This window comes from Klebsiella sp. RCJ4 (assembly GCF_009025755.1).
Lineage (GTDB): Bacteria > Pseudomonadota > Gammaproteobacteria > Enterobacterales > Enterobacteriaceae > Klebsiella > Klebsiella michiganensis.
Genome location: NZ_WCIN01000029.1, coordinates 66,407 through 79,408, shown reverse-complemented (window position 1 = coordinate 79,408; position 13,002 = coordinate 66,407). Strand labels below are relative to the sequence as shown.

The 13,002-nt window shown below is 58.5% G+C and carries 10 protein-coding genes; all 10 read right to left on the bottom strand.

Going from position 1 to position 13,002, the window contains the following annotated elements; all coding sequences use genetic code 11:
- Nucleotides 1-136: 136 nt before the first annotated feature.
- Nucleotides 137-2,071, bottom strand: a complete 1,935-nt coding sequence (locus F8562_RS10060) for an exoribonuclease II (RefSeq protein WP_094909470.1) — start codon at nt 2,069-2,071, stop codon at nt 137-139.
- 81 nt (nt 2,072-2,152) lie between these two features.
- Nucleotides 2,153-3,310, bottom strand: coding sequence for a carboxymuconolactone decarboxylase family protein (locus F8562_RS10055; RefSeq protein ID WP_014838219.1), 1,158 nt, complete (start codon nt 3,308-3,310; stop codon nt 2,153-2,155).
- Nucleotides 3,311-3,492: 182 nt separating this feature from the next.
- Nucleotides 3,493-4,281 carry an enoyl-ACP reductase FabI gene (fabI, locus tag F8562_RS10050; RefSeq protein WP_004121225.1) on the bottom strand — a complete coding sequence of 263 codons (789 nt, stop codon included), beginning with the start codon at nt 4,279-4,281 and terminating at the stop codon, nt 3,493-3,495.
- A gap of 237 nt (nt 4,282-4,518) precedes the next feature.
- Nucleotides 4,519-5,328 carry a putrescine export ABC transporter ATP-binding protein SapF gene (sapF, locus tag F8562_RS10045; protein ID WP_004850180.1) on the bottom strand — a complete coding sequence of 270 codons (810 nt, stop codon included), beginning with the start codon at nt 5,326-5,328 and terminating at the stop codon, nt 4,519-4,521.
- Nucleotide 5,329: 1 nt separating this feature from the next.
- Nucleotides 5,330-6,322: a putrescine export ABC transporter ATP-binding protein SapD gene (sapD, locus tag F8562_RS10040; RefSeq protein ID WP_014229021.1), complete on the bottom strand. Its 993-nt coding sequence runs from the start codon at nt 6,320-6,322 to the stop codon at nt 5,330-5,332.
- Nucleotides 6,322-7,212, bottom strand: coding sequence for a putrescine export ABC transporter permease SapC (sapC, locus tag F8562_RS10035; RefSeq protein WP_004139490.1), 891 nt, complete (start codon nt 7,210-7,212; stop codon nt 6,322-6,324). Before sapC ends, sapD begins: the two co-directional genes overlap by 1 nt.
- Nucleotides 7,199-8,164: a putrescine export ABC transporter permease SapB gene (gene sapB / locus F8562_RS10030; protein ID WP_014229022.1), complete on the bottom strand. Its 966-nt coding sequence runs from the start codon at nt 8,162-8,164 to the stop codon at nt 7,199-7,201. The genes sapC and sapB overlap by 14 nt, the downstream gene beginning before the upstream one ends.
- Entirely contained in the window at nt 8,161-9,804 is a 1,644-nt protein-coding gene (gene sapA / locus F8562_RS10025; RefSeq protein WP_004850192.1) for an ABC transporter substrate-binding protein SapA, read from the bottom strand. Before sapA ends, sapB begins: the two co-directional genes overlap by 4 nt.
- A gap of 363 nt (nt 9,805-10,167) precedes the next feature.
- Nucleotides 10,168-10,452, bottom strand: coding sequence for a hypothetical protein (locus F8562_RS10020; protein WP_004850195.1), 285 nt, complete (start codon nt 10,450-10,452; stop codon nt 10,168-10,170).
- A gap of 170 nt (nt 10,453-10,622) precedes the next feature.
- Nucleotides 10,623-12,929, bottom strand: a complete 2,307-nt coding sequence (locus tag F8562_RS10015; RefSeq protein WP_014838222.1) for a helix-turn-helix domain-containing protein — start codon at nt 12,927-12,929, stop codon at nt 10,623-10,625.
- Between the last annotated feature and the right edge of the window lie 73 nt (nt 12,930-13,002).

Here is a 13,002-nt window from a genome sequence, read left to right as displayed (position 1 = left end):
CTAAAAACGGATGAAAAAGAGAAGCGAAAAAAACGCACAAACTAACTCATCTACAATGATTCGTGGGCAACGCGCAGAAAAACAACGGGAAGGGCTAAAATGCGGCTCCATATAAGGGAGCCGCACAGGTGAATTATCAGGCGGCTGGACGCGCAATCACGCTACGGGTTTCCATGCGCACTTCGGCAATCGTGACGTCGATAACATCCGTGACTTTGTAGACGACTTCGCCTTTGATCTGCACGGTGCCGTTTTCCTGGCTGCACACCAGTTCATCGCGCACGGCGTGAAGGAACGGCGCCGGGATAAAGGCAACCGCGCCGTTATCAACCAGACGCACGCGCATGCCGCCGCGGCTGACATCGATAATCTCAGCTGCAAAACGGGTAGTGGTGCCGGCCTGCGGATTCAGATAGCGGGCGTACAGCCAGTCTCCAACATCGCGCTCCGCCATGCGGTTGAGGCGACGGCGTTCAGCCATTTGGATCGCAACGTCATCCTGCGGGCGGGAGATCGCTTCCCCTTTGATAATCGCTTTCAGCAGACGATGGTTAATCATATCGCCGTACTTACGGATCGGGGAAGTCCAGGTCGCATAGGCCTCAAGGCCCAGGCCGAAGTGCGGGCCCGGCTCGGTGCTGATTTCCGCAAACGACTGGAAGCGACGAATACGGCTATCGAGGAAACCAGACGGCTGCGCGTCCAGCTCGCGACGCAGCTTGCAGAAGCCTTCCAGCGTCAGCACTTCCACCGGGTCAACGTGCACATCGTGAGTCTTCAGTAAGGCCGCGAGCTGCTCGGTGTTGGCCGGATCGAAACCGGTATGGACGTTATAAACGCCGAAACCGAGTTTGTCGCGCAGCACGCGGGCGGCACAGATGTTGGCGGCAATCATTGACTCTTCAACGATGCGGTTGGCGATACGACGCGGTTCGGCGACGATATCCAGCACTTCGCCCTTGTCGCCAAGCACAAAGCGGTAATCCGGGCGGTCCTTGAATACCAGCGCGTGGTTTTTACGCCATTCGCTACGACGCAGGCAGGCCTCCTGCAGCAGCTTAATTTGCTGGGCGATAGTCTCGCTTCCCGACTGCCAGCCACCGTTATTTTCCAGCCAGTCGGAAACATCATCGTAGGCCAGCTTCGCTTTCGACTCGATGGTCGCCGCGAAGAACTGAATATCATCTTCGATGGCGCCGTCATCCGCGAGGATCATGCGGCAGGCCAGAACCGGGCGAACCTCGTTGGGGCGCAGAGAGCAGAGGTCGTCCGAGAGCTCGCGCGGCAGCATCGGAATGTTGAAGCCCGGCAGATAGTTGGTAAAGGCGCGAATTTTCGCCGCGTTGTCCAGCTTGCTGCCTTCGGCAATCCACGCGGTCGGATCGGCGATAGCGACGGTCAGATGCAGCTTGCCGTCAGCGGTTTGCTCAACGTACAGCGCATCGTCCATATCTTCGGTGCTGGCGCTGTCGATGGTCACGAAAGCCAGGGCCGTTAAATCACGGCGTTCCAGACCTTCATCAAGCATCTCGGTCGCCACGCCGTCCGGCGCTTCTTTTTCCAGATTATGACGCGCCAGGGTGACCCACCATGGAACGAAATGATCGTCGCCGTAGGTAATGTACTGGGTGAGCTCAGCGTAGAAACCGCGGTCGCCTTTCAGCGGATGACGGCGCATTTCGGCAACGGCCCAGTCACCCTCTTTAAAATCATGCTCTACGCCGCGCGCGGCGCGGCAAGGAATGGCATCTTTCAGCAGCGGATGGTCAGGAACGATGGAAAGACGATCGTCTTTCTTATGAACTTTGCCGACAAAACGCGTCAGGAACGGCTCAACCAGTTCTTCAGGCTCAGCGCTTTCGCGTTCCTTTTCAGTATTGACCACGGCGATAATACGATCGCCATGCATCACTTTTTTCATTTGCGGCGGCGGAATGAAATAGCTTTTCTGCGAGTCGACTTCGAGGAAGCCAAATCCTTTTTCCGTCCCCTTAACGACCCCTTCAACGCGCGGAGTCTGGGAATGCAGTTGCTGTTTAAGCTGCGCTAGCAGCGGGTTGTCCTGAAACATAATTTCGTATTTTCGTGGCTAAAAGAGCGGCTGACATTTTTACGCGAATATGCCTGCCGCAGCAAGCGCTGTTTCAGCATTTTACGTCTCCTGACGTACATTCCCGAGAGCGATTTTTAGCCGATTCATCCAACCGCACAGCCCGCACCAGGCGAGTAGATCGATAGCCGCGCTACGGGAAAGCCCGTAATCAGTGAGGGGAGTTAGCTGGGCGGCGCTGAAGCGGTCGGGCGCGCGGGTCAAAAGCTGTACGGATTGTAGAAGCTGGCGTTCCATTGACGGGTTGTCTCCCCATGGCTGGACGCCGGATTCATTACCACGCAAAGCGTCCGTGAGATCGGCTAAATCTGGACATCGCGAGGCCCACGCGTTAAAGCAGCTGATGCTGCCATTAATCCGCGCAGCGATCAGCGCCACCTGCGCGGCGAACGGTTGTCGATCGCTGAGGTGGAACAGGAGCTGCTCCTGCAGAGCCAGAGGAGGTTCCTGAGCCGCCAGCAGCGGGGCCAGTTCAAACAGGCCCGGATGTTTTCGCCAGTTCGCTAAAAGAGACTGGCGCTCATCGTCGGCATAGCGTAAGTCCGCGTCGTCAAGTCCTGGCTGCCAGTTACTCTCCCTCGCGACGAAAAGCGCTTCCGGGGCATCTTCCTGCTGCGGCATGCCGGGGATCCAGCGCACCGGGTAACCCAGCGCGGCATGGAAGGCGGCGATAGCGCGGGCCTGGAAGCTGATAAAGCCAATAATCTGATTGATAAGGATAATATCGCGACTGGTCAGGCCGACTTCGTCCAGCTGGCTGCGGGCGAGCGCGTTGATCAGCGAAGGAGAGCTCGCGAGCTGACGCGCATACTGGGTAATTTGCGCCAGACGACGGTTGCTCTCACGCGAGGAGTCCGGGCCGGGAAGCGGCGCCAGGCGAGCGGCGTAGTGATTACACAGGCGCTGTACGCCATAAACCTGGGCGACGGTCAGCGCCGTACTTAGCCGGTCATAGGCGCTAAATGTCTGTAGACGGTTAACCGTCACTGACGCGGGAAAGAGGGCATCTGCCAGCCGACGGGCGGGCGTAAGCCAGCGCGCATGCGCCTCGAGCAGCTCCCGGGGGAGAGTCAGATCGAGTAGAAAACGATCTTCGACATGGGCGGCTTCAGGGACGAGCGGCAATACATCCACCGGGCAGATTGTTGACTGGGTCTCATGATACCAGTGGTTTTTGCCGTTAACGCGGCGTTGCTCCATGGGCGTTCCTTGTTCGGTATGTGGCAAACCGCCGTTTCGCGGTCATGCTATGCGGAACTATCCTGGCTTAACCCTGGAGCGGGAGAAAATATTGATCCGTGCTAACAAATAGCGGATTGGAATAACAGAAGGAAAGCGCGGGGGAAATACCCCTCCTCGCGGGCGCGAGGAGGGTAACGAACTTATTTCAGTTCCAGCTCGTTCATCGCGGCGATGCTGAAGCCGCCGTCAACGTGAACGACTTCGCCGGAGATGCCGGCAGACAGGTCGGAGCACAGGAATGCTGCGCTGTTGCCCACGTCTTCAGTGGTGACGGTGCGACGGATCGGGGTGACCGCTTCGCAGTGCGCCAGCATCTTACGGAAATCTTTAATACCGGAAGCCGCCAGGGTACGGATCGGACCGGCAGAGATGGCGTTAACGCGAACGCCTTCCGGGCCCATGGCGTTCGCCATGTAGCGCACGTTAGCTTCAAGAGAGGCTTTCGCCAGACCCATCACGTTGTAGTTCGGGATGGCGCGCTCTGCGCCCAGGTAGGAGAGCGTCAGCAGGGCGGAGCCCGGGTTCAGCATACCGCGGCAGGCTTTCGCCATCGCCACAAAGCTGTAGGCGCTGATATCGTGAGCAATTTTGAAACCTTCACGAGTGACCGCGTTAACGTAGTCGCCGTCCAGCTGGTCTGCCGGCGCAAAGCCGATAGAGTGGACGAAACCGTCGAACTTCGGCCACACTTTTGCCAGCTCGGTGAACAGAGACTCGATGCTCTCATCTTCCGCGACATCGCACGGCAGGACGATATTAGAGCCCAGCGCGGCGGCAAATTCTTCCACACGACCTTTCAGTTTTTCGTTCTGATAGGTGAACGCCAGTTCAGCCCCTTCACGATGCATGGCTTGCGCGATGCCGTAGGCGATGGACAGTTTGCTGGCAAGGCCAGTCAACAGAATGCGCTTACCGGAAAGAAAACCCATAGCTTTTAATCCTTATCGTTATTGCGTATTTTTACTTTAACAATCATTTGGTTAGCATTGTTATTTCGAAATAACTCAAATTTAGCCGGGAATTATATCCCACTGACGACCCCTTGTGTCACGATATTTTTCTGCCATTCGCCACGTCATATCGCGCTTTGGCTACCGTGTATACAAGAGTATACCATCGGATATGACGGCGACCTGGCGCTAGCGCCGTGCAATTTACGCCTCGGTTTATTTACCGTCTTTACGCCAGGCATCGGCAGTCAGCGCCTCGCCGAAATGGCCGGCAATCAGGCGTTTTGTCAGCTCGTGCAGCGGAGACGCCAGAACGTCGGCGGTGCTGCCGCGTTCGACCACTTCGCCCTGATGCATCACCAGCACCTGATCGCTGATGTGCTTCATCATGCCCAGATGCTGAGTCACGTAAATGTAGGAGATACCCTGTTTTTCCTGCAGCTCCAGCATCAGGTTTATCAGCTGCGAGCGCATTGACATATCCAGCGACGCCAGCGCTTCATCGCAGACGATGACCTTCGGACGCAGGATCAGCGCGCGCGCCAGGCCCAGACGCTGTTTCTGTCCCGGCGCCAGCATATGCGGGTAGTAGCTGACGTGGTCCGGCAGCAGGCCAACCATTCGCAACGTTTCGATAATCTGCTTCTGCCGCGCTTCGGGTTCGAGGTCGGTATTCAGGCGCAGCGGAAAATCGAGGATTTGCGAAATACGCTGCCGAGGATTGAGCGAGGTCGACGGATCCTGAAAGATCATGCGAATCTTCTGGCTGCGGAAAGAGTAATCGCCAAACGCCAGCGGGCGATCGTCAATCAGCAGTTCGCCGGTGCTGGGTTCGACCATTCCGGCGAGCATTTTTGCCAGCGTTGACTTGCCGGATCCGTTCTCGCCGATAATCGCCAGCGTCTGGCGCTCGCGCAGGGTAAAGCTTAGCGGCTTAACCGCTTCCACCGTTTGCCGATGAAACCAGCCGGTGCGGTAGCGAAAGGTCTTACTCAGATTGCGCACTTCAAGCAATGTTTCGACCATTTCACTCTTTCTCCATGTTCAGCGGGAAATGACAGGCATAGAGGTGGTTACGGGCGCCCACCAGCCGGGGCGTTTCGATACATTCGCGCTGGGCATAGGGGCAGCGCGGCCCGAGCCGGCAGCCGATAGGCAGCTGTTCGAGCAAAGGGATCGCCCCCGGCAAGGTGTTGAGCCGACTCTTGTGCGGCATGGCGCTGCCGAAATCGGGAATCGCCCGAATCAGCGCCTGCGTGTAAGGGTGATGAGGAATCGTCACCAGCTCTTCGCTCGGCGCGGTTTCCACCGTCTGCCCGCAGTACATCACGTTGATTTTGTCCGCCCATTTACTGAGCATCTGCATATCGTGGCTGATCAGCAAAATGGTGGTGTTGTTGTTTTGGTTCAGCCGCGTCAGCAGGCGGATGATTTGCGCCTGCGTTGTCGGCTCCATGGCGTTAGTCGGCTCATCGGCGATCAGCAGCCGCGGCTGGTTAGCCAGCGCGATGGCGATCATGACCTTCTGGCACTCTCCGTCCGTCAGCTCGTAGGGGAAGCTGCGCATCGCATCTTTATGATCTTTGATCCCGACGCGGTGCAGGAGCTCGATGGCGCGCCGCTTGCGCCAGCCCAGGCGCTGCCACCAGCGTCCTTTAAAGGTCCAGCCGGGGATATTCTGCGTTAATTGCTGGCCGATCCGTTCGGAAGGGTCGAGACAGGATTGCGGCTCCTGAAAAATCATTGAGACGTTGTGGCCCACCAGCTTACGCCGCTCGCGCACCGACAGACGCAGCAGGTCGATGTCGTCGAAGCGCATGCGGTCGGCGGTTACCCGCCAGTTGTCCTTGGTGACGCCGCATATCGCTTTAGCTATTAAGCTTTTGCCGGAGCCGGACTCCCCTACGAGGCCGCGTATTTCCCCCTCGGCGAGTGTCAGGCTGACGCGATCGACGGCTTTTACCCAGCCTTCGTTGGTCTTGAATTCAATGGTTAAATTACGGATGTCGAGTAACGGCATTATTCCACCCCGGCGATGATGGCGCGGCGGATCCCGTCGCCCAGCAGATTAACCAGCAGGACGCTTATCATGATTGCCGCACCCGGCAGCATCACCGTCCACGGCGCCACGTAAATCAGCTCCAGCGCGTCGCCGAGCATCGCTCCCCATTCGGGGGAAGGCAGTTGAGCGCCGAGATCGAGGAAGCCCAGCGCAGCGATATCCAGGATCGCCATCGACAGCGCGCGGGTGATCTCGGTGACCAGGCCTGAGGTAATATTCGGCAGCACCGCGAACCATAAAATATTCAGCGTCGAGGCCCCGTCAAGGCGGGCGGCGATAACGTACTCTTTTTCCAGTTCGTCATGCACCATGCTGTAGACCGAACGCACCATCCGCGGCAGAAGCGCCAGCCAGACGGCGAACATCGCGTGGCTGAGGTGCGGCCCGGCGAAGGCGACCACGATAATGGCCAGCAGCAGGGACGGGATCGACAGCAGCGTGTCAAGAATATGGTTCATCACCGCCGACCGCAGGCCGTGGGTAGAACCGGCAATCACGCCAAGCACCAGTCCCAGCAGGGCGGCGCCCAGCGTCACCACAAACGCGCCGCCGACCGTCGGCGCCGCGCCGCTCAGCAGGCGGCTCAGGACGTCGCGACCGAGATCGTCGGTACCGAGAAAGAACGACACTTCGCCGTACCGCGACCAGGACGGCGGCAGCAGCTGGTAGCCGAGAAACTGCTGGTCGATGCCGTAAGGAGCGAACCAGCCGCCGAAAACGCACAGCAGCGCCAGCGCCGCACAGCCGTACAGGCCGATCATAGCGGTCGTATCGCCGTAGAATTTTCGCCATACGGTGCGTAGCGCACCCGGCGGGCGCTTCTCCAGATAGACGCTATCGTAGGGCATACCATTCCTTATGTTTCAGTGGGTTAGCCATAGCACCCAGAATATCGGATATCACGTTCACAATAATTACCAGCGCGCCGATGACCATCACGCCCGCGGAAATCGCGGCGTAGTCCTGTTGGCGAATCGCGTTAATCAGCCAGCGGCCCAGCCCCGGCCAGCTAAAGACCATTTCGGTAATCATCGCCAGCGTTAGCATGGTGGAAAACTGGAGTCCCAGGCGCGGGATCACCGGCGGCAGGGCGTTGTGCAGGACGTGGCGGTGTAAAATCGTCCGCCGCGATACGCCGCGGGTGGCGGCGGCTTTGACATAGTTGGTGTCGTATACTTCGCTGGTGCTGATACGCATCAAACGGATCACTTCCGTCGTCGGCGCTACCGCCAGGGTTAGCACCGGCAGCACCATGTGGCGCGCCGCGCTGACGATCATTTCATGGCGCCACGGGGAGTCGGATAGCCATGCGTCGATCAGCGCAAAGCCGGTGACCGATTTCACTTCATACAGCAGATCGAAGCGCCCGGAGACCGGAAACCAGCCCAGGGTAAGGGAGAAAAACAGGGTCAGCAGCAGCGCCAGCCAGAAGACGGGAATCGAAAAGCCCAGCAGCGCCAGGGCGCTGATCAGGGTATCTTGCCATTTGTTGCGCATAATGCCCGCCAGCATACCGACGGGGATCCCGATCACCAGCGCGAAGCCGAAGGCGAGGATACAGAGCTCCATGGTGGCGGGAAAGACCTCTTTAAGCTGCTCGGAAATCAGCTGACCGTTGATGCTGGAAACGCCGAAATCCCAGTGCAGCACGCCCTCAAACCAGAATAGCCAGGCGTTCCACAGCGAGGCGCCCTGCAGCGGCGCGTGGGGCGTAAAATAGCTCAGGCTAAAACCGACAAAGGTCAGCAGGAAGAGGGTAATCAGCAGCAGCAGCAGGCGACGCAGGGTAAAAATAATCATGGTTTTTTCACCTCGTCTTCTTTTTCCCGCGAGACGCCTGCGAATGAGGCGTTGCCAAACGGGCTCAGCACCAGGCCTTTCATGTCGTAACGATAGGCCTGCAAGCGCAGGGAGGAGGCCAGCGGCAGCACCGGCAGTTCATTGGCAAGAATGCGCTGCGCCTCTTTATAGGCCTCAATACGCGAGGCCAGCTGCTGGGAAGTGAGCGCCTTTTGCAGCACCTCGTCGAATTCGCGATGACACCAGTGAGCATAGTTGGTTTGTGAGGTAATCGCCGCGCAGCTCAAAAGCGGACGGAAAAAGCTGTCCGGATCGTTACTGTCCGTTGCCCAGCCGGACAGCGTCAGGTCATGACTCATATCCATTAATCTGGCCTCCTGGAACCGGCCTTCGACCGGCACAATAATCACCTTCACGCCAATTTGCGCCATATCCGCCTGAATAAGCTCGGCGGTTTTCAGAGGGCTGGGGTTCCAGGCCTGCGAGCTGGTTGGCACCCACAGCTTAAGCGTTAGATTTTCCAGCCCCAGGGCTTTCAGCCGGGCGCGGGCTTCCGTGGGGTTATATTCGGTGATCCTGGCGTCGTTATCGTAGGCCCAGGAGGCGCGAGGCAGCATAGACGCGGCGGTTTCCGCCGTGCCGTAGTAGATCGACTGCATCAGGCGCTGATTATTGATGGCCAGCGCCAGCGCATGGCGCACCTCAGGATTATCGAGCGGCGGCTTAGCGGTGTTAAACGCCAGCCAGGCGATGTTCATTCCCGGGCGCAGGGTCAGGCGCAGACGCGGGTCGTCACGCAGAATAGAGAGCTGGCTTGCGGCGGGCCAGGCCAGCACGTCGCACTCGCCGGTCAGCAGTTTTGACAAGCGGCCGGTGCCGCCGGAGCCGAGATCGACCACCACCTGCGGCATCAGCGGTTTACCGCGCCAGTAGGCCGGATGGCGCTGCAGGCGAATGTACTGACCGCTGCGATACTCCTCCAGCTGGAACGGACCGGTGCCGACCGGTTGCCGGTCGATCAGTTCCTGGCGATCGTTCTGCGCCAGCTTCGCGGCATACTCTGCCGACATCACCGAGGCGTAGTGGGTGGCCAGGTGCCACAGGAACGAGGCGTCCGGGCGTTTGAGGCGAAACTCGACGGTATGACTATCCAGCTTACGCACGCTTTCCACGCTGTCGGCAAACTGTAAGCTATCGAAATAGGGAAAGCTGCTGCCGTTAACGTTGTGCCACGGGTGGTCGCGATTAAAAATGCGGCCAAAGGTGAAAATGACGTCATCGGCATTAAAATTACGGGTCGGTTTGAACCAGGCGGTGGTCTGAAAAGGCACATTGTTGCGCAGGTGGAAGCGGTAGGTTGCGCCGTTGTCCAGCACCTCCCAGCTTTCTGCCAGTTCGGGAACCAGGCGATAAGTATAGGGGTCGACGTCAAGCAACCGGTCGTAGAGCTGGGCGGCCAGGGTATCGACAATCAGGCCGCTGCTGACCTTTTGCGGGTTGAAGGTGTTGACCTGACCGCTCACGCAATAAACGAAGCCGCTATCGCGAATATCCGCGTGCGCAGGCAGCGCTGGCGCGGCAAAAGCTTGCCCGTACAGCATACATACCGCTGCCAGGAGAGAAGACAATTTCAGGCGCATAGTTTCTTTTTGATTATAGAGCAAGGCTCTATCTTATTAATATTAAATAACATTTACCACCACCTTATTGCTCATGGAGATAATATAAGCGAGGGCTGCGTCGGTTATTTGACCAACTGATTCAAATTCATACCGCTTATTAACTTCGAGTATACCTCGTAAATCATCCGACGTTTGTCATCAGGCAAGCGAGGGGTTGAGCAAAGCGTATTTTCGATTCATCTGCCGCACGGCTTGAGGAAGCTATGGGTATTGAGCATGGCGCTTATTTGCGTCGAAGCCCCGATATCCGCCACATGGTATCTTTTTATTGGCGGTTTCTCCAGCCAGCCGTGGCTGTAAGGCTGGCTGGCGGTCGAGGCGCTACAGGGGAAGGAGCCGGTTATAGCGGGCGATATAATCTTTGGGATTAATTTCCAGCTTTTCGCCATCGTGATGGTGGGCAACATAAGTACGCAGTACCAGGCCGCTGTTTTGCGGCGTAATTGTCCAGCCCTGTTGACGATATGCATCTTCGGTTGAGCGGATAAGCAGGTCCGAAAAGATCATCATGACCGAGAGCGCCGGCGCGCGGTGGCTTTTCATGGTATGGACCAGGCTGACGTGCGCCGCATAGCGGCCGAGCGTTGAAGGATTAACCGGAATCATCTTTATTTTCAGTCCATTGAGTCATAATGCGCTGATGATAGTTCACATGAAGATATCTTGCTAGTTACAATTTTTTAACCGCATGTGAACGGGCTGCCGCGCAAGCAAAAGCTATTTTTCACGGCACAGGCCGCTTGCAGAAAGAAACAGGGTAGTGACACTGTCACTTTTCAATCGCCGAGCGGCGTGAATTCATAAAGCGCCAGCGCATTGCTCTCCAGCGAATCGACAAGCTGCCAGCGGTCGCTATCCGGCGTCTCTTCACTGACGCGCAGCGCCGGACGCGCTCTGTGCATCAGCCAGCGATAGTCCTCATCGTCCGGGCCGCTTTGGCTGCGAAAGGCCTCAAACAGCGGGAAGAGCGCGCCATGGTGCCGATCGAACAGATGATGTTTGATTCGCCAGCGTCCTTCAAGGCCGAGCAGGCGCACGCTCCAGGGCTGACTAAAGCGCTGGATAAACGCCTCCTCGCTGGAAAGCCAGGGATTGAAAACCACCGTATTGCGCAGCAGTAGCTGATAATGGCCGTTATGGCGCAGCAGCAGCAAGTTCTTGTCGTTGATCACCACCTCGCCCCGCAGCCTGCGCCACAGCCATAGCACCCAGTAGACCGGTCGCGGCAGACCGTGGAGATAGTGCAGCGCCAGGCTGGAAGTATCCAGCTTGCCGTTGGCGCGGGCTTCCCCCTGCAGCCCTGAATTCAGCCAGAACCCCGCGAGCCAAACCTGATCCGCCAGTCCCAGCAGATTATCCATCAGCAGCGCGCCGCGAAAGAAACGGCCGTTGGTATCGCGGGTATCGCCGGTGAGGGTATTCCACGAGAGCAGCCAAAGCGGCAGCAGGAGCTGCCGCTGGCGCAGCGCGCTATGAAGTTTGCGCAATTTGTGTACCGGATAGTTTTCGCTGGCGGCCAGTTTCTGGCTATCCACCTGCGCGAGATCCAGTAGTTCATTAGCATCGGCCTGGCAGGCCAGAAAATCCGCCTCGACCAGCAGCGGTGAACGCAGAAGGGGATCGTCCTCCACCTGTTGAGGAAAACGGTGCCAGATCCCCAGCGCCGACTGCGGCGATAGCCTCTGCAGGATCGCCTTTTGTTGCCGCCAGGCGTGCTGGCGGGCCTCGTCGCTGGCCTGAGGGGACCAGTGCCAGACGAAGTGCCAGCTGGCGAGGGTTGCCGGCGGAAAATGGTTAGCGGACAGAGAGAGGAAACGTTGCAGCAGGTCGCCGCGGGTGGTGAGCCCGGTATGCAGTATCACCGCCCAGCCAAGGGTCGCCAGCCAGCTAAAAATGCGCTGCAGGTTATACCAGCAGGCATAGCCGGCCATTTGCGGATCGTCCCAGCCGGTGCCGAACAGGCGGCTGCTGAGAAACGGATCGTGAATATCGATGGCGAATATCGGCAGCGTGTCGTGCAGCTGTTCCAGTTCGCGGCGGACATCCTCGCGCAGCAGGTCGTCCAGTTCGCGAACGGTAATCACCATTCGGGTGTGACGCAGCGGCGCGGCGCGCGCCGGGAGTTCGCGAACATCGAGATGGCGGGTTTGTTGGGGGCTGAGCCGCAGCGGCGGGCTATCCAGACCGTAGGTTTGCGGCGCGTTGAGCCGGGCGTACAGCCGATCGATTGACACCGGCTGCCATCGCTCGGTCTGCTGTGGGGGCGGACGGCGAGATTCGACCGCCGTCTGCGGGTGCTGCTGGCGGAACTGGCGCGGCGTCAGGCCGTGCTCGCGTTTAAACAGGTCGCTCATCACCCGGCTGCTGGCAAAGCCCTGCTGCTGAGCGATCTGCTGTATCGATTGACGCGTCGTCGTCAGCTGCTCCGCGGCTTTGCGCAGGCGCAGCCCGGTGATGTACTGCATAAAGCTGACGCCCACCTCTTTGCGGAACAGACGCGAGAGCCAGGCCTCAGAAACAAACTCCGCGGCGGCTATCTCCTGCAGCGACAGGCGCCGTTGATAGTTGGCGTCGATTCGCGCCACCACTCTGTTAATTCGCTGGCTCCAGCGTTCGGCTCCGCGAGGCGCCTGGGCGGTGAGGGGACGGCTGAAGCGTGACGCCAGCAGGAGAGCAATTTCGCTAAGCCAGCGGTTGGCCTCCAGCCGGTAGTGGGCCTGCGGATTGACCAGACCGAGGACCAGCAACTGGCGCATCAGGTAGCGCAGGGTGTCTTCGGCATCGCGCGTTTCGCTGCTGCTCTGGTAGACGGAGGCAAAAAAATCGCCGTCGAGGCGGGTCAGCCATCCGGCGTTCAGCGACAGCGCCATCACGACGTTCGCCGTCTTGCTGTGCAGGCTCCAGCGGCGATGACGATTCACTATCGCCAGTTCATCGGCCTGCAGATACCGACCCGTCTCGCCATCGCGGAGTTCAACGCTGCCCTCAAGCAGCCATAGCAGCGTCAGAGCATCGTTTTCCTGCTGGCTCAGCTGCCGGATATCGCGAACCACAACCTGAAAGTCGCCTGAATGATGCTCCACCGTCGCCTCCTGAAGACAAAAAACAGCACGTTATTTTTTGTCATAACCGTTTTGTATGAAAAACACTCATTAA